Raw genomic sequence first — 16736 nt, 5'->3', positions numbered from 1 at the left:
TTTTGATACATGCTGAATTCAGCAACAAACTGTCCTCATGACATGGCTGCCAATTGTTTGATCGCGCCCTCACCCCTCTCGGTGTTGGCCTCGACAAGTACACGCCGCGCGCCGTTTTCAATCCTGATCTGTATCCTCAAATCCGGCTCGGGCAACATGCCAGCACCCCGTTCAGGCCACTCCACCAGGCAACAGTTCGCTTGCTGGAGATAATCTCGAATACCAATATATTCGAGTTCTTCGGGATCGCCCAAACGGTACAAGTCAAAATGATAAATCAGTTTTTTCCCCAAGTGATAGGGCTCCACCAGTGTGTAGGTGGGGCTTTTCACAACACCGTGATGACCAAAGGCTGACAGCATACCGCGACTCAGGGTGGTTTTTCCTGCACCCAGATCACCTTCCAGAAATACCAGGCAGCCATCGGGCAACATACTGCCCAACTGCCGACCAAAAGCCACCATGGCGTCTTCACCAGCCAGGTGAATGTCAAACGACTCTCTCATGGATTCACTAACCGACGCAGTGGACCCAGCAGATCGGTCGCAGTCATTCCCCTCTCACCATCCACCGCAGCTCGGTCAGCGGCTTCCGCATGCAAGCCCACGGCTAGAGACAGTGCCTGTCCGGGATCAATACCCTGGGCCAGCAACGCCCCCGCTATACCGCTCAACACATCACCCATGCCGCCAGATGCCATGCCAGGGTTCCCGCCTGTGCAAACGGCCACCGGGAGTTTATCGGAACAGCAAATCAGGGAGCCAACACCTTTTAACAACACCGGACATTGATACTTTCGCCACAACTCACGCACGGCAGCAAATCGATCTGCCTGCACTTCAGAGACGGTTTTACCGAGCAGTCTGGCGGTCTCACCGGGATGGGGCGTGAGAATCCAGTGTCGGGAATCATGGGCCTGAGACGTCTGAGCGGCCAGCAGGTTCAGGCCATCTGCATCAACAACCGTTGGTTTGCAAGCCATACATACTTGGCGAAGCAACTGCTCTGACCAGGGTGTTTTCCCCAATCCCGGGCCGACTACCACAACGGACGCTCGCTCGAGCAGAGGCTGAAGTTCCTGCCCGGAAGAGACAGCATTGACCATGAGTTCCGGACAACGGGATAGCATGGCCGACACATGTTCTGAACGGGTTGCCACAGAAACCAGACCCGCCCCGGTGCGTAACGCCGCTTCTGCGGCCATGGCAACAGCGCCGCCAAAACCTCGCTCACCACCCACTACCAGGACATGTCCGAAGTCTCCCTTGTGTGCATCTCTGCGCCGCTTCGGCAACAAGGGCATCAGTTCTTCGAGATCCAACCGTTCACATTCCGGCGTCACCTGGTGGTACACCAACTCGGGAACACGCAAATTGTTAAATACCAGCTCCCCGGTATGCTGCGGGCCTTCACCAGTAAACAATCCCTGTTTCATACCGATAAACGTCACCGTTACATCTGCACCGATCACCGGACCAACTGCTGTGCCGGTATCACTGCAGAGTCCGGATGGGATATCCACAGCGACAATGGGCAGACCACTGTCGTTAATCAGGCGAATCGCCTGTGCAAAGGGCTCGCGAACTTCACCATTCAAGCCGGTACCCAACAGGGCATCAACTACCACACCTGTTTCCAAACCCATGCCATCACTAAAAGGCTTGATACTGACTCCTGCCTGCACTGCGTAGTTGTAGGCTGACAATGCATCGCCCTGGAGCTTGTGGGCAGCAGCGAGCTGAATGATTTCCACGGGCAAACAGCTTTCGGCGGCCAGTGCCGCGACGATGTATCCATCACCCGCATTGTTGCCAGCTCCACAAAAGACTGTCAGGGGAGCTCCAGGCCAGCGACTGATTATCTGTTGAAATACAGCATAGCCTGCACGTTTCATCAACTTGATGCCGGGAATGCCACAATCCTGAATGGCAATGCGATCCAATTCCCGGACCTGTCGGGCGGAGTAAAGAGGGACTGGCAGATGGTGCGACATAAACTACCGATAATCCGCTGAAAATCTGTCAAAATTATACGTTAACTATAGACTTAAGTTCGACCATGACACTTCAGCACAAAGACCCTGATTACACTCAGCTGGCCCTTCAGATCAAGGAGTGGGGAAAGGCGCTGGGCTTTCAACAGATAGCCATAGCCGACATTGACTTGTCCGACAGTGGTCAACAGCTCAACCGCTGGCTTGAAAAAGGCTACCAGGGAGATATGCGCTGGATGGGTGAGCACGGCAGCAAACGCTACCACCCCGAGCAACTGCTGCCCAATACCCGCCGGGTGATTGTGGTGCGTATGGATTACCTACCCCCAGACGACAACCTGGTTGCCGTACTGAAATCCGATGATCGTGCTTTCATTTCCCGGTATGCCCTGGGGCGCGACTATCACAAGCTGATTAGAAAACGCCTCACCACACTGGCGAAAGAAATCGAAAAGGCAGTGCCGGGAGGGGTGACCCAGCGCCCATTTGTGGACAGCGCCCCGGTGATGGAAAAACCCCTGGCAGTCAAAGCGGGCATTGGTTGGCAGGGCAAGCATACTCTGGTGATCAACAGCCAGGCCGGCTCCTGGTTTTTTCTGGGCGAAATATACACCAGCCTGCCGCTGCCCGTGGACACCCAGCTTGAGGAAGACCAGTGCGGGGAATGTCAGGCCTGTCTGAAAGTCTGCCCGACGGACGCATTCCCCGAACCCTACGTATTGGACGCAAGACGTTGTATCTCGTATCTGACTATTGAGAACAAAGGAGCAATACCCGAAGAATTTCGGGAGCCCATGGGTAACCGGGTATTCGGTTGTGATGACTGCCAGGCTGTCTGCCCGTGGAATAAAGCCGCCCCCACGTCCAATGAGAAAGATTTTTCACCCCGTCATCAGCTGGACAACAGTGAACTGGCCACCCTTTTTTTATGGAGCGAGGCTGAGTTTATGAAATACACAGAGGGGTCACCCATCCGGCGCATTGGCTACCAGGGATGGTTGCGAAATCTGGCTGTGGGACTGGGGAATGCGCCGACTACTGAAAAGGTATTACAGGCACTTGAAAGCCGGACCAACTTTCCCTCGCCATTGGTTCAGGAGCATGTCGCCTGGGCATTGCAGCAACATCGTGAACCAAGACGCCGAAAACGCAAGGTTGCCAACCCGGACTCCCGCCGCAACTGAATCAATAGGCTACTGTTGCGTGGTGAGGTAATCAAGAATTGCCACTACCTGCTGTGGCGTCTTTGCCCAGGCCATGGCAGACCCATCCACTTCCTTCAGCGGATGGATAATATCGGCGTCGTGCAATGTGATATAGGGCGTGCCCAATGCCGCGCAGTAGCCCGCATCGAACGCGGCATTCCACTGCTTGTACTTATCACCGAAGCGGATGATGGCCAGATCACACTGCTCGATCAGTGTTTTGGTACGAATCGCATTGATTTTCGAGGACTTATGATCCCGCCAGAACGGCTCTGGCTCAGTGCCGAGCACATCACCTGCTGCGTCGCTGGCTTCGTGATCGGTGACGGCAGAGCTAAATGTCACCGGCAACTGTTTTTCGCTGGCACCCTGAATAATCCGGTCTCGCCAGTCCGTATGAATTTCCCCCGATAAATACACCTGCCACATCAGGGCTGCTCCTCCATCACAAAAAACACATCCCGGTAATATTTCAACTCGTTGATGGAATCCTTGATGTCATCCATCGCCAAATGCGCCCCCTGCTTGGAAACGCCCTTCAACAGCTCTGGCCTCCAGCGGCGAATGATTTCTTTGACGCTGCTAACATCGAGATTTCGGTAGTGAAAAAAGGCTTCCAGTTCCGGCATCTGGCGGGCCAGAAAACGGCGATCCTGGCAGATAGAGTTGCCGCACATGGGGGACTGACGGGCATCAACAAACTGGGACAGGAAATCCAGCGTTGCCTTTTCAGCTGCCGCCATGGAAATGGTGCTGGTACGCACCCGTTCCGTCAGCCCGGATTGGCCATGTTGTCGGGTGTTCCATTCATCCATACCCTCCAGCAGTTCATCGGGCTGATGGATCGCCAACATCGGCCCTTCACCCAAAATATTGAGATGCTTATCAGTCACAATGGTGGCAATTTCAATAATGACATCGTTGTCGGTGTCCAGCCCGGTCATCTCCAGGTCAATCCAGATGAGATTGAGGGGGTCCTTGCTCAGTAATACGTCATTCATGGGGAGTTTCTTTGGCCTTGCTAATGATACTGTCCAGTGCCGCCAGCCTCGTTTCTCGCTGCTCGACTTCTGCTTTTAAAACCTTGGCTTCTTCCTTACCAGCACTCTGCAACTGCTCTTTGAGGGATTTGAGTTCCTGGGTAATGGTCTGCTTTTCATCCTCAAGAGAATGAATTTTTTCAGCCCGGTCAGCCTTGTCAAAAATCATCGCTTCCGGTGCTTCTTGCTCGCTCTGCTTGACCTCCGGCTTGCCCGGAATGCCGATAAATTTCTCACCACTCTGGTACTGACGCTGATTCATGAATGTTGGAGACACAATCTCGATACCCGCCCCATGCAACTTATCCAGAACCTCTTTTCGGAGTTTGCTGCGTGTCGTCAACAGATGTTTCACCTCTGGGTAATAGCCGGAAATCTTGTAGCTGACCGAGAAATCTCCCAGGTTGCGTATCTGCATAAAGGGTTCGGTAAGGCCCGCTGCCAGCGCCGCTTCCTTGAACAGTGGCTCCAGTTGGTGGTGGGCCACGTCATAGCCAAGGGATAGTTCACAGGAAACAATGGTGCCGGATGAGCGCACAACGGTGACCGGATTTGAAGCCAGAAAGAGATTTGGCAATGTAATCAAGTCGCGGTCTTCAGACTGAATTTCCGTATGAAACAAACCGCGCTCTGTCACTCGACCAAAGTGCTCGCCAGCACGAATAAAATCACCGTGATGAAAGCTTCTCACGGCGCGCAGCATCAAACCGGCCATCGCATTGGAGACAAAGGTGGTAGACGACAGGGCAATAACACCTGTCAGCACCAAACCCAACAGGCTCAGCAAATCACCCCGCGTGGACTCGCTAACCGGCAAGGCCAAAATGACGATCACCAGAGCGATCGCCGTCAGCACCAGCATGGTAACCTGACCCGGCAGCCTCGATTCCGTGGTTAGACTGGCACGTCGCAACAACAACCAGTTGGCAATCCACAGGCACAAAACAATGAAAGCAATTGTCACCAGCAGCGGAATAAATGTTGCCAGCGACTGGTAGATTCCTTCCAGATCAAGCATTTCTGATTCCTGTCCCCCGATGCGCTTATGCTATATCCTTGCGCCCAACGAAGCCAGCTAATAACCCTGGGCACCTATTCCTGTCAGGATTGGATTTTGAGCAAACGCCATTTAACCAAACAACAGCAACGGCGCATACAGCGCAATCAGAACAAGGCTCAGGCTGCTGTTGATAGAGTGCAGGCAGAAGCGTTGCTGACCACGGATAATCTTGGCCCGGAGCAGAATGGGCGGGTTACGGCCTGTTATGGTTCTCAGGTAGATGTTGAGCCTGAAAATGACGGCTCTCATGAATCAAAGCGCTGTCACCTACGGGCAAACCTGCCTTCCATTGTCACCGGAGATAATGTTATCTGGCAGGACGGTGACCCCAAGGGTGTGGTGGTTGCCATCAAGCCACGCAACAGTGAACTCTGCCGCCCGGACAACCGCGGCAAGCTCAAACCTGTAGCTGCCAATATTGACCGCATTGTGATTGTTATCGCACCCCTGCCCGAACCCCACCGGAACCTGATTGATCGCTACCTGGTTGCCTGCGAGCATCAACAGATCGCACCGGTGTTAGTGATGAACAAAAGCGACTTGCTCGATGACAATAGCCGTGACCGTCTCATGGATATGCTGTCTGACTATCAGGCGTTGGGCTACGTCTGTTCGCAGGTTTCTGCCCACAGTGGCGATGGGATGGGGTTGCTATCCGATCTTCTCGACCGAACAACCAGCGTGTTTGTCGGCCAGTCGGGTGTTGGCAAGTCTTCCTTATTAAATGCACTGTCTCCCGGGACAAATACCGCGGTTGGCGCGCTGTCAGAAGCAGTGACCAAGGGTACTCACACCACCACCAAGGCACAGTTATTTCACTTACCCGGGGGTGGTGAAGTGATCGATTCGCCGGGAATACGTGAATTCGGGTTATGGCACCTGAACCCCGAGGAAGTCGCTAGCGGCTTTATTGAATTCCGACCTTTTCTCGGTCACTGCAAATTCAGGGATTGCCAACACCGAGGCACCGAGCCCGGCTGTGCCATTAACGAAGCCATAGCTGAAGGTCACATCAGTACCCAGCGAGCAGACAGCTACCGGCATATTCTACAAAGCCTCGAAAGCGACCATTAAGCCCGACAAAACACTGCAAAATCAGTGTTACAATCGCCGCCTGCTATCAGTACGGGAGGCACCATGTCCACAATTCCAAAGTTACTCGAGCCACAAGACCTGCTTAACCTGCTCGACCAACCCAATATTCTGATCATCGATCTGTGTAACGATGGTCTTTATACGCAAAAACATATACCCGGCGCAGTTCACGTCTCACCAAAAGAGCTGATGAATGGTGGCCAACCCTGGCCTAACAAGTTGGCATTACCCCCACAGTTAAATGCACTGTTTGGACGTCTGGGATTAACCGATGACACCCATGTCGTTGTTTACGATGATGAAGGCGGTGGTTGGGCTGGCCGCTTTGCCTGGACACTTGACGTGATTGGGCACCACAACTGGTCATACCTGAATGGTGGCCTGGTGGCCTGGCACAATGAAGGCTTTGCCGTGACTCAGGAAGTACCCCCTCCGACAGCAGTTGAGTTTGATGTAAAGGTCGACCTAGAAGCACTGGTGAGAACCGAAGAAATCATAGCTCACCTGGATTCCGGCGACTGGCAAATCTGGGATGCTCGCACCCCGGCAGAGTTCTGCGGCGAAAAAGTCATGGCCGATAAGGGCGGACACATTCCCGGCGCCATCAACTGCGAGTGGACCAGCCTGATTGATAATCATAGGAATATGCGAATTCGAGAAGATGCCCTGGAGCGACTGGCTTCAATCGGAATCGATCCCAGCAAACCTACTGTGACACATTGTCAATCTCACCACCGTTCTGGTTTTACCTACATGCTAGGCAGAATATTGGGCTTTGACGATATACGAGCCTATGACGGCTCTTGGTGGGAATGGGGTAATCGCCCGGATACTCCTGTGGAGCAATAGTTTGAACACATACCTGGCGGAATGGTTTGTCGCACTGCAGCGACTATTGCCCCAACACGGACTGTCCCGGTTGGGGAAAAAACTCGCGGAGTCTCAATCTCCGCGAGTGAAAAATGCGCTGATTCGACAGTTTATTAAAACCTACCAGGTCAACATGGAAGAGGCTTTATCTGCATCGCCCGATGACTACGCCTGTTTCAATGACTTTTTCACCCGCGCACTTAAGCCGGAAGCCAGGCCTATCGCCAAGGGCGATAGCGTAATCACCTCGCCGGCAGATGGGGCCGTCAGCCAACTAGGCACCATTACCGCAGGCGAAATTTTTCAGGCTAAAGGTAAATCCTTTTCTGTAGAGACACTGCTAGGTGAAGCTAACGAGGATAGCCGGCTCTTTCAGCAGGGTCAGTTCATGACCATTTACTTGTCGCCAAGCGACTATCACCGTGTCCATATGCCGGTGTCCGGCACACTCGACTACTGTCGCTATATTCCTGGAAAACTGTTTTCGGTCAATGCGGCTACCACTGCCATGGTCGATGGGCTATTTGCCAAAAATGAACGCTTGGTCTGCGTTTTTGACACTGATTTTGGCCGCTGCGCTGTGGTGATGGTTGGCGCGATGATGGTAGCGGGTATTGAAACCGTATGGCAAAAAGGCTATCAGGCAAATCAGCTGCGTGTGGATCAGTTTAAACCTGAAGAGATTACACTGGACAAGGGTGAAGAGATGGGCCATTTTAAATTTGGCTCAACAGCAATTCTGCTGTTTGAACCAAAGACCATTCACTGGTCACCTGAGATTGCCAGTGGTCACAATGTGCAAATGGGCCAGGAGATAGGCCAGCGAGTGCCTGGCTGACAGCCAAAGATCAAATTCGAAAACGATCCTTCAGGTTGGTAAACATACCGAATTTCTTAGGTGAAGTTTCCACAACTTCCTGATCGCCAGCCAAAGCACTATCAAGAACTTTGCTGGTATTTTTCATGAAAATGGTGGTAACTGCAGGTATATCAACGTCATAGCCTGACAACTCCAGATCCCTTGCAATCGCCAGCTTGGAGACCGAACGCGCCTTGGCCACGCCACTACTCATCAAAGCTTCTCGCGACTGCTTCTCGTCCTTCAAGTCCAACAGTATATATTCGCCAGAAGCCTTGGCTTTTTTCTGATTGAAGACCGCCACCTTAGGTGTCAAGCGAGAATCCGCATGTTGCTCTACCACTACACCGACATCACCAGTGGTCAACTCCACCAGAGTACCGGTGGGATACAAGCCGATCGACTGGATAAACTGAACAACCAGGTCATCCTGAAATTTTTTGTCTCGCATGTTGTAGAGCAGACTGACGGCACGAGATGGCGCCACAGGATCCTCAGACTCTTGCGGATTTGAAATAGCATCATATGTCGTGGCAATACCAGCAATACGGGCCAACAGGGGAATTTTCCCGCCCATAATACCCTCGGGAAAACCACTGCCATCAAAGCGTTCACAGTGGTAACGAACCACTGAAATCACCCGAGGCTCAACATTTTTCGAGGCTCGGAGCATTTCCACCCCGTACTCAACAAATTGCTGGTATTCCTTGTTTTCTTCAGGGGTGCGACGCTTTTTGCGCAACAGTCCATTGGGCAATTTGACCTTGCCGATGTCCTTTAACAGAGTACCCAGACAAAGTACGGACATGTCGCCCTTGGGCATTCCAATGTAGCGGGCAAATTGAACGGCCCAAAGCGCCGCTCTCATACTGTGGTCGTGTGTATGCTGATCTTTAAGACGCAGTCTCAACAACCAGGTGAATGCATCAGGACAGCGCACAACGCTATTGACCATATCAGCAACCGCATCTTTCAGCAGCTGATAATCAAAATCTCGACCTTTGGCTATCTGTTTGGCGGCAAGAGTAAACTGGCCGCGCAATTGCAATAATGCCTTTTCAGCATGTGCCACTTCACTGCTAAGCGGCACAACCTCAGTGTAAACATTGCGCTTGACCTCAATCGGAGTCACGTCACTTTTCTCCGTTATACCGGCCTGAGCTTTTGTCAGTGAAGAAATTATTTTTTTTCCTTGACCTGATTTGGCGGAGTAAGCATCGGTTACAACTGTGCCGATCGGGCTAGCGCCCTTGGTCACATCAATGAAAACAAAGTCACAGTAGTTACGCAGTGCGCTTATCTCCTTCGGGCTTTTGACCAGCAAGCCCTGGATGGGGAAAGGTGTTTGACTCCACGGGCGATCAAGACAGGAGACGTACATACCAATGGTGACGTCTTCCGCTCTGATTTTAACCTGTTTGATGCTCATAGCTTTCACCCCCCCTATCAGGGGTAGAGATAATTTTTAGCCTGCGTTAAACCACAGACTGACAATGTAAGAATAAACCCGACAAAAAGAAAGGCAAGAGAGAGGGTGTCGCCGGTCAGAAATAACGATAACTGGTTACTTTAATTAGAGTTTTTGTGGTACTTCTCTGACAGTTCGTGAACTGCGTCAACAAATGCACCGGCGTATTCAGGGTTGATATCCGGAGTTATCCCATGACCCAGATTAAAGATATGGCCTGAACCAGCACCATAACTTTCAAGAATCGAAGCAACTTCCTGACGGATCCGGGCGGGGGAAGCCCTAAGCACAGCGGGGTCCATATTGCCTTGCAGGGCAACTTGCCCCCCAACGCGTTGACGCGCGGTGCCGATGTCAGTTGTCCAGTCCAGACCTATTGCATCACAACCAGCGCCAGCGATGGCTTCGAGCCACTGGCCACCACCTTTAGTAAAGAGGATAACGGGCACAGGGCGCCCCTCATTTTCTTTCAATAATCCCGAGACAATTTTGCGCATGTAGGCAAGTGAAAATTCCTGGTAAGCACTATGAGAGAGACTCCCACCCCAGGTATCAAAGATTTGTACTGCCTGTGCTCCCGCTGCAATCTGTGCGTTCAGGTACACAATCACCGACTCAGCCAGAACATCCAGCAGTTGGTGCATCAGCTCAGGCTGTTCATACATGAGTGTTTTACAACGGGCAAAATCACGACTTGAGCCTCCCTCAACCATGTAAGTTGCCAATGTCCAGGGACTCCCTGAAAAACCGATCAGCGGCACCCGCCCATTCAATTCACGGCGGATGGTACTCACTGCATCAACAACATAAGCCAGGTCTTCATGGGGCTTAACTACCTCCAGAGCAGTGATCTCCTTTTCGGTACGCACTGGCTTTCGAAATTTTGGACCCTCGCCCGCTTCAAAATAGAGGCCAAGGCCCATCGCATCAGGGATAGTCAGGATGTCAGAAAATAGAATGGCGGCATCGAGCGGATAGCGCTCAAGAGGCTGCAGTGTGACTTCACAGGCAAGATCCGGGTTGGTACACAACCCCATAAAGTCCCCAGCTTGGCTGCGGGTCTCCCGGTACTCAGGCAAGTATCTCCCCGCCTGTCGCATCATCCAGACAGGTGTGACATCTACCGGCTGACGCAGCAATGCCCGCAGGAAGCGGTCGTTTTTCAATGCCGTCATTAGTGCACCTTAAATTTCCAGGTAATCCAGGATGCCTTCACCGGCCTGACGGCCTTCCCAGATAGCAGTCACCACCAAGTCTGACCCACGTACCATATCACCACCGGCAAATACCTTGGGATTGCTGGTTTGAAACTTGTAGGGCTGTTCTTCAGGAGCAATGACCCCCTGCCAGCTGTTCAGCTCTACGTCGATATCACTTAACCAGGGAGCCGGGCTGGGCTGAAAACCAAAAGCAATCAAAACAACATCTGCCGGCAGAATTTCTTCACTGCCCGCAACAGGGACCGGGCGACGACGACCTTTTTCATCGGGCTCACCCAGTTCGGTGGTAACGACCTTAATACCTTCCACACGATCATTACCGACAATTTCTATGGGTTGCCGGTTGAACAGGAACTCGACCCCTTCTTCCTTGGCATTCTGCACTTCACGGCGAGAACCAGGCATATTGGCTTCATCTCGCCGGTATGCACAGACCACAGCCTCTGCACCCTGACGGATTGATGTGCGGTTACAGTCCATGGCGGTATCACCTCCGCCCAACACCACAACTCGCTTGCCTGCCACACTGATAAAGTCAGAGGAATCTTTTTCCCAACCCATATTGCGGTTCACGTTAGCAATCAGGAAGGGCAACGCATCATACACACCTGGCAGGTTTTCACCGGGAAACCCTCCTTTCATATAGGTGTATGTTCCCATACCGAGAAATACCGCATCAAATTCCTGCAGCAGAGCAGTCATCTCCACGTCCTTGCCCACCTCGGTATTGAGTCGGAATTCGACGCCCATATCCTCGAAAACCCGACGGCGATTCTGCATCACAGACTTTTCCAGCTTGAATTCGGGTATACCGAAGGTAAGCAACCCACCAATTTCAGGGTAACGATCAAAAACGACCGGCTTCACCCCGTTTCGAACCAGGATGTCTGCACATCCCAACCCCGCAGGGCCCGCACCAATAATGGCAACTCGCTTGTCCGTCCACTTCACGTTTGACATATCAGGGCGCCAGCCCATGGCAAATGCCGTGTCAGTGATAAACTTTTCCGCACTGCCGATGGTCACTGCGCCAAAGTCCTGATTGAGGGTGCAGGCACCTTCACAGAGTCGATCCTGCGGACAAACACGACCACAAACTTCGGGCAACGTATTGGTCATATGGCTGAGTTCAGCTGCCTCAAGGATGTTGCCGTCAGAAAGGAGCTTTAGCCAGTTGGGAATGTAGTTGTGTACGGGGCACTTCCACTCACAATAGGGATTCCCGCAGTCCAGACATCGGTGCGCCTGACTGGAAGCATCTTTCTGTTCAAACGGTTCGTAGATCTCAACAAATTCACGTGTGCGACTCAGGAGCCCTTTTTTACTGGGTTCTCCCCGCTCAACCTGAACGAATTGAAAATTGTTGTTTAGCCTCTGGGTCATAAATCCAAACCTATTCTCAGTTGCACCGTTGCCTGTTACTGGGGTTCTGCCCGAGTATGCTGCAGCAGACCCTGCAGACTCGCCGCCTTGGGTTTTACCAGCCAGAAGCTACTCACATAATGTTCAAAGTTATCGAGAATCGTCTGGCCCCAAGAACTACCCGTTTCCTCGACAAACTCTTTAACAATGCCTTCCAGATTGTGTCGGTACGCCTCAGTGGCTTCGCTGGTAATACGCTGAATATCAACCAGCTCCATATTGTAGCGGTCGACAAAATTGCGCTCTTGGTCCAGCACATAAGCAAAACCGCCGGTCATACCTGCGCCGAAGTTGTACCCTGTTTCTCCCAGCACCACGACAATACCGCCGGTCATATATTCACAGCAGTGGTGGCCAGCACCTTCAATCACTGCAAGAGAACCGGAGTTTCTCACAGCAAAACGTTCACCTGCCCGGCCTGCCGCGAACAACTTGCCCCCCGTGGCACCATAAAGACAGGTATTACCAACAATCGGCGCATCATTTGAGGCGTAGCGGCTGTTTTCAGGCGGTGCAATGACAACCTTACCACCGGCCATACCCTTGCCTACGTAGTCATTGGCGTCACCAATCAGGTGTATATCCAGGCCACCGGCATTCCAGACGCCCAGTGACTGCCCGGCCACACCCCTCAAGTTCAACTTGATCGGCGCATCAACCATGCCCTGGTTGCCGTAACGCTTGGCTATTTCACCCGACAATCTGGCGCCAATTGAGCGATCACAGTTACTGACCGAATAGCTGAATTCACCGCCGGCCTTACTTTCAATGGCCGGCAGAATTTCTGTAACCATCTGCTCGGCCAAAACACCCTTATCAAATGGGTAGTTTCTGGCAACCTGACAGGTTTGTGGCTTGCTCTGAAGCAGTTCATCGGTGTAGATAATAGGCGAAAGATCCAGCTTTTTATGCTTTTCCGTTGTACCGGAAAGCGTCTCCAAAAGGTCTACCCGACCCACTAGCTCTCCCAACGTCCTGACACCTAAACGGGACATCCACTCACGTGTTTCTTCTGCCATAAAGCGGAAAAAGTTGCGCGCCATTTCTACCGTACCGTGGTAGTACTCTTCCCGCAGCTGTTTGTCTTGGGTGGCAACACCTGTTGCGCAGTTGTTGAGGTGACAGATGCGTAGATATTTACAACCCAGCGCAATCATAGGCGCAGTTCCGAAACCGAAACTTTCTGCACCTAAAATGGCCGCTTTGACCACATCAAGGCCGGTTTTCAAACCGCCATCGGTCTGAACCCTCACTTTGTCGCGCAGATCATTGGCCCTTAATGTCTGGTGGGTTTCCGCCAAACCAAGCTCCCACGGGGAACCGGCATAGCGAATAGACGTCAGTGGGCTGGCCGCTGTGCCACCGTCATAACCGGAGATCGTAATCAAATCTGCATAGGCCTTGGCCACGCCGGCTGCAATGGTTCCCACGCCAGGTCTGGATACAAGCTTAACGGACACCAATGCCTGCGGATTGACCTGCTTCAGGTCAAAGATAAGCTGAGCCAAGTCCTCAATGGAATAGATATCGTGGTGAGGAGGTGGCGAAATCAGGGTGACACCGGGAACCGAATAACGCAGTCTGGCAATCAAGTCATTGACTTTACCACCCGGCAACTGCCCTCCCTCACCCGGCTTTGCACCTTGCGCAACCTTGATCTGGATGACTTCAGCACTGGAAAGGTAATGTGGCGTGACGCCAAAACGACCAGAGGCAACCTGCTTGATTTTGGAAACCTTGATCGTGCCATATCGGGCAGGATCTTCGCCACCTTCACCAGAGTTAGACCTGCCGCCGAGGCTATTCATGGCTTCTGCCAACGCCTCATGTGCTTCGGGTGACAATGCACCCAATGACATGCCGGCAGAATCGAACCGTTTGATAATATCTTCAATCGGCTCGACTTCACTCAGTAGCACAGGAGCAATATCGCCTCTCACCTTCAACAGATCACGAAGTGTTGCTATCGGCCTGTCATTTACCAATCCGGCATAATCATGCCAGGCAGCATAATCATTGTTCTGTACCGATTTGTGTAATGCTGTAACGACATCCGGATTGAAAGCATGATATTCCTGACCATGCACATATTTCAGCAAACCACCCGGGTTAATGGGCTTGCGATCACTCCAGGCTTCTGCCGCCAGCAATTTCAAGTCGTTTTGCAGCTCGCCGAAACCGGCACCCTCGATTCGACTTGGCGTTTCAGCAAAGCAGATTTCAACAACATCAGATGACAAACCGATAATTTCGTACAACTGGGCACCCCGGTATGAACCGATTGTAGAGATACCCATCTTGGATAAAATCTTAAGCAGCCCCTTGTTAATACCCTTACGGTAGTTTTTGAAGGCTGTTCCCAGATCACACAGTACTTCCCCGGAATTCACAAGATCTGACAGAATATGGAAACTCAAATAGGGATAAACGGCAGAAGCACCATAGCCAATCAATGTGGCGATCTGATGCGAATCGCGAGCCGAGGCCGTGCTGGCGATGATGTTCGCATTACACCGCTCACCTACGGCAATCAGATGATGGTGCACAGCCCCCACAGCCATAAGCATTGGAATGGGCAACTTATCTGCAGCAATCTCTGAGTCAGACAGGATACAAAGTACGACACCCTCTTTGACCGCTTTTTCCACTTCCAGACACAGGTTCTGAATAGCGTCTTTGAGGCTAAATGTTTGGGGGTTGTAATTGACACCAAACTTTTTAACCGGGTACTCGCTCTGGTCAATATTTTTCAGCGCATAATACTTTCGAGGTGACAGTACGGGGCTGTTCAAATTGACACGCCTACCGTGTTCAGGCGTTTCCGAAAAAAGGCACTCTTCCCGACCCAGCTGGGTAGCCAATGACATCACCAGTGATTCGCGCAGAGGATCAATAGGTGGGTTTGTCACCTGAGCAAATTGCTGGCGGAAGTAATCGTAAAGGGAGCGCTGCTTTGCAGAAAGCACAGCCATGGGTGTGTCGTCACCCATGGAGCCAACAGCTTCCTGACCGCCTTCGGCCAGTGGTCTCAACACCTGGTCTCTTTCTTCCTGGCTGGCAAGAAACAGCTTCATGTAACGGCGCACCTGCTCGCGACTGAGCGCCCCCTCCACCTCGATGCTGTCTTGGTCCATGGTGGACATGACCTTGACCGTGCCTTCTCGCAACCATTGCTGGTAAGGATTTCCTGATGCCAGCTCGCGATCTATGTCTTCAGCAGTCAACATATTGCCAGTCAGGGTATCAATGGAGAGGATGTCACCGGGCCCAAGTCGGCCTTTTGCAACCACGTTTTCCGGTTGATATTTGTAGACACCGATTTCAGAAGCTACAGTGATGATGTCATCATCTGTCAGCACCCAACGAGATGGACGCAGACCGTTTCGGTCCAAGGTACAGACGGCATAGCGACCGTCAGTAATCACCATTCCTGCGGGCCCATCCCAAGGCTCCATATGCATGGATATGTATTCAAAATATGCCCGTTCGTTGGGCCCGTAATCCTGTGTGTTGTTCCAGGCAGGCGGCACCAGCAAGCGAACGGCCTTGTGCAGATCCATACCACCAGCCACGAGAACTTCCAACATGTTATCCAGGCTGGAAGAGTCTGAGCCCGTTCTGTTCACCAAGGGTGCAACATCCAGCAAATCGGGCAACAGCGGGGTCTCAAATTTCGGTGTTCTCGCTACCGACCAGTTACGGTTCCCGGTAATGGTGTTGATTTCACCATTGTGAGCAAGCATCCGGAATGGCTGAGCCAAAGGCCAGCGAGGCATTGTATTTGTCGAGAAACGCTGGTGAAAAACACAAATTGCGGTTTCCAGCGCAGGATCATCCAGATCAAGGTAAAACTTGGGCAGGTCTACCGGCATCATCAGCCCTTTGTAGCTGATAACATTGGCCGACAAACTTGCAATGTAGAACGACTCATCTGCCGCTAGGACTTTTTCTGCCTTGCGTTTGGCAATAAAGAGACGAGCGTTAAACGGCTGTTCCTCTAGATCGCCTGCAGCCACAAACACCTGCGCAAAGACAGGCAGGGATCGCAAGGCAATTTCGCCAAGACAATCTGTATTGGTAGGCACTTCCCGCCAGCCAATAACCTGAAGCCCTTCTTTTTGAAGCGTTTCATTAACGACTTGCTGAGACTGTTCACGGAGTGCAGCATCCTGGCTCAACATGACGGCGCCAACCGCATAGAGCTCTGGCAGGTCTACAGCAAACAGCTCTTGCGCAACCTGACGCATAAAGCTATCTGGTTTTTGCAACAACAAGCCGCAGCCATCACCTGTCTTCCCATCGGCGGCAATACCACCGCGGTGGGTCATACAAGTTAATGACTCAATGGCCGTTTCCAGGATACGGTGACTTGCTTGCCCCTTAGTATGGGCAATCAAACCAAAACCGCAGTTATCTTTGAATTCATCTAACCGATAAAGGCCTGTCGACATAATAAAACTCTAGACAGAAAGCAAGTAAAAACAGCTGGTTATATGGCCCAAAA

At 52.1% G+C, this 16736-nt stretch carries 13 protein-coding genes; 4 read left to right on the top strand and 9 right to left on the bottom strand.

From position 1 onward, the window contains the following. Nucleotides 1–35 precede the first annotated feature (35 nt). Entirely contained in the window at nucleotides 36–506 is a 471-nt protein-coding gene (gene tsaE, locus Q8A57_RS05260; protein ID WP_305169939.1) for a tRNA (adenosine(37)-N6)-threonylcarbamoyltransferase complex ATPase subunit type 1 TsaE, read from the bottom strand. Beyond that, complete coding sequence (locus Q8A57_RS05255; protein ID WP_305169938.1) at nucleotides 503–1993, bottom strand: NAD(P)H-hydrate dehydratase; 1491 nt, start codon at nucleotides 1991–1993, stop codon at nucleotides 503–505. The genes tsaE and Q8A57_RS05255 overlap by 4 nt, the downstream gene beginning before the upstream one ends. Before the next feature lie 65 nt (nucleotides 1994–2058). Between Q8A57_RS05255 and queG the strand changes: the two genes are divergently transcribed. Beyond that, entirely contained in the window at nucleotides 2059–3177 is a 1119-nt protein-coding gene (gene queG / locus Q8A57_RS05250; RefSeq protein ID WP_305169937.1) for a tRNA epoxyqueuosine(34) reductase QueG, read from the top strand. 9 nt (nucleotides 3178–3186) lie between these two features. On the opposite strand, the gene Q8A57_RS05245 is transcribed toward queG, so the two are convergent. The 3 genes from Q8A57_RS05245 to Q8A57_RS05235 are packed head-to-tail and all read right to left on the bottom strand — an operon-like array spanning nucleotide 3187 to nucleotide 5256. Then, nucleotides 3187–3627 carry a YtoQ family protein gene (locus Q8A57_RS05245; RefSeq protein ID WP_305169936.1) on the bottom strand — a complete coding sequence of 147 codons (441 nt, stop codon included), beginning with the start codon at nucleotides 3625–3627 and terminating at the stop codon, nucleotides 3187–3189. Continuing rightward, nucleotides 3627–4199 (bottom strand): oligoribonuclease, encoded by a 573-nt coding sequence (gene orn / locus Q8A57_RS05240; protein ID WP_305169935.1) that lies wholly within the window; start codon nucleotides 4197–4199, stop codon nucleotides 3627–3629. Before orn ends, Q8A57_RS05245 begins: the two co-directional genes overlap by 1 nt. Further along, a complete protein-coding gene (locus Q8A57_RS05235) occupies nucleotides 4192–5256 on the bottom strand; it encodes a mechanosensitive ion channel family protein (protein ID WP_305169934.1) in 1065 nt (354 codons plus the stop codon). The genes orn and Q8A57_RS05235 overlap by 8 nt, the downstream gene beginning before the upstream one ends. A 96-nt stretch (nucleotides 5257–5352) precedes the next feature. On the opposite strand from Q8A57_RS05235, the gene rsgA reads away from it, so the two are divergent. The 3 genes from rsgA to asd all read left to right on the top strand — a co-directional run bounded on the left by rsgA (nucleotide 5353) and on the right by asd (nucleotide 8101). Next, nucleotides 5353–6372 carry a small ribosomal subunit biogenesis GTPase RsgA gene (gene rsgA / locus Q8A57_RS05230; RefSeq protein ID WP_305169933.1) on the top strand — a complete coding sequence of 340 codons (1020 nt, stop codon included), beginning with the start codon at nucleotides 5353–5355 and terminating at the stop codon, nucleotides 6370–6372. Between the two features lie 63 nt (nucleotides 6373–6435). After that, nucleotides 6436–7242: a sulfurtransferase gene (locus Q8A57_RS05225; RefSeq protein WP_305169932.1), complete on the top strand. Its 807-nt coding sequence runs from the start codon at nucleotides 6436–6438 to the stop codon at nucleotides 7240–7242. A 1-nt stretch (nucleotide 7243) separates the two neighbouring features. Continuing rightward, nucleotides 7244–8101: an archaetidylserine decarboxylase gene (gene asd / locus Q8A57_RS05220; protein WP_305169931.1), complete on the top strand. Its 858-nt coding sequence runs from the start codon at nucleotides 7244–7246 to the stop codon at nucleotides 8099–8101. Nucleotides 8102–8111: 10 nt separating this feature from the next. Here the strand turns inward: asd and Q8A57_RS05215 are convergent, their stop codons facing one another. The 4 genes from Q8A57_RS05215 to gltB form a co-directional block, all read right to left on the bottom strand. Continuing rightward, entirely contained in the window at nucleotides 8112–9551 is a 1440-nt protein-coding gene (locus Q8A57_RS05215) for an HD-GYP domain-containing protein (RefSeq protein ID WP_305169930.1), read from the bottom strand. A 140-nt stretch (nucleotides 9552–9691) separates the two neighbouring features. Continuing rightward, complete coding sequence (hemE, locus tag Q8A57_RS05210) at nucleotides 9692–10765, bottom strand: uroporphyrinogen decarboxylase (protein ID WP_305169929.1); 1074 nt, start codon at nucleotides 10763–10765, stop codon at nucleotides 9692–9694. Nucleotides 10766–10774: 9 nt separating this feature from the next. Beyond that, on the bottom strand, nucleotides 10775–12193 hold the full coding sequence (locus Q8A57_RS05205) for an FAD-dependent oxidoreductase (RefSeq protein WP_305169928.1): 1419 nt from the start codon (nucleotides 12191–12193) through the stop codon (nucleotides 10775–10777). 35 nt (nucleotides 12194–12228) lie between these two features. Then, a complete protein-coding gene (gene gltB / locus Q8A57_RS05200) occupies nucleotides 12229–16683 on the bottom strand; it encodes a glutamate synthase large subunit (RefSeq protein WP_305169927.1) in 4455 nt (1484 codons plus the stop codon). Nucleotides 16684–16736: the final 53 nt, after the last annotated feature.

This window comes from Porticoccus litoralis, from assembly GCF_030676955.1.
Lineage (GTDB): Bacteria > Pseudomonadota > Gammaproteobacteria > Pseudomonadales > Porticoccaceae > Porticoccus > Porticoccus litoralis.
The sequence above is the reverse complement of the archived record's forward strand: the minus strand, read 5'-3'. Positions and strand labels throughout refer to the sequence as shown.

What these genes read in the sequence shown, in the direction of transcription:
- tsaE (WP_305169939.1), bottom strand. Translation starts at nt 506, where the DNA reads ATGAGAGAGTCGTTTGACATTCACCTGGCTGGTGAAGACGCCATGGTG.
- Q8A57_RS05255 (WP_305169938.1), bottom strand. Translation starts at nt 1,993, where the DNA reads ATGTCGCACCATCTGCCAGTCCCTCTTTACTCCGCCCGACAGGTCCGG.
- queG (WP_305169937.1), top strand. Translation starts at nt 2,059, where the DNA reads ATGACACTTCAGCACAAAGACCCTGATTACACTCAGCTGGCCCTTCAG.
- Q8A57_RS05245 (WP_305169936.1), bottom strand. Translation starts at nt 3,627, where the DNA reads ATGTGGCAGGTGTATTTATCGGGGGAAATTCATACGGACTGGCGAGAC.
- orn (WP_305169935.1), bottom strand. Translation starts at nt 4,199, where the DNA reads ATGAATGACGTATTACTGAGCAAGGACCCCCTCAATCTCATCTGGATT.
- Q8A57_RS05235 (WP_305169934.1), bottom strand. Translation starts at nt 5,256, where the DNA reads ATGCTTGATCTGGAAGGAATCTACCAGTCGCTGGCAACATTTATTCCG.
- Q8A57_RS05225 (WP_305169932.1), top strand. Translation starts at nt 6,436, where the DNA reads ATGTCCACAATTCCAAAGTTACTCGAGCCACAAGACCTGCTTAACCTG.
- Q8A57_RS05215 (WP_305169930.1), bottom strand. Translation starts at nt 9,551, where the DNA reads ATGAGCATCAAACAGGTTAAAATCAGAGCGGAAGACGTCACCATTGGT.
- hemE (WP_305169929.1), bottom strand. Translation starts at nt 10,765, where the DNA reads ATGACGGCATTGAAAAACGACCGCTTCCTGCGGGCATTGCTGCGTCAG.
- Q8A57_RS05205 (WP_305169928.1), bottom strand. Translation starts at nt 12,193, where the DNA reads ATGACCCAGAGGCTAAACAACAATTTTCAATTCGTTCAGGTTGAGCGG.
- gltB (WP_305169927.1), bottom strand. Translation starts at nt 16,683, where the DNA reads ATGTCGACAGGCCTTTATCGGTTAGATGAATTCAAAGATAACTGCGGT.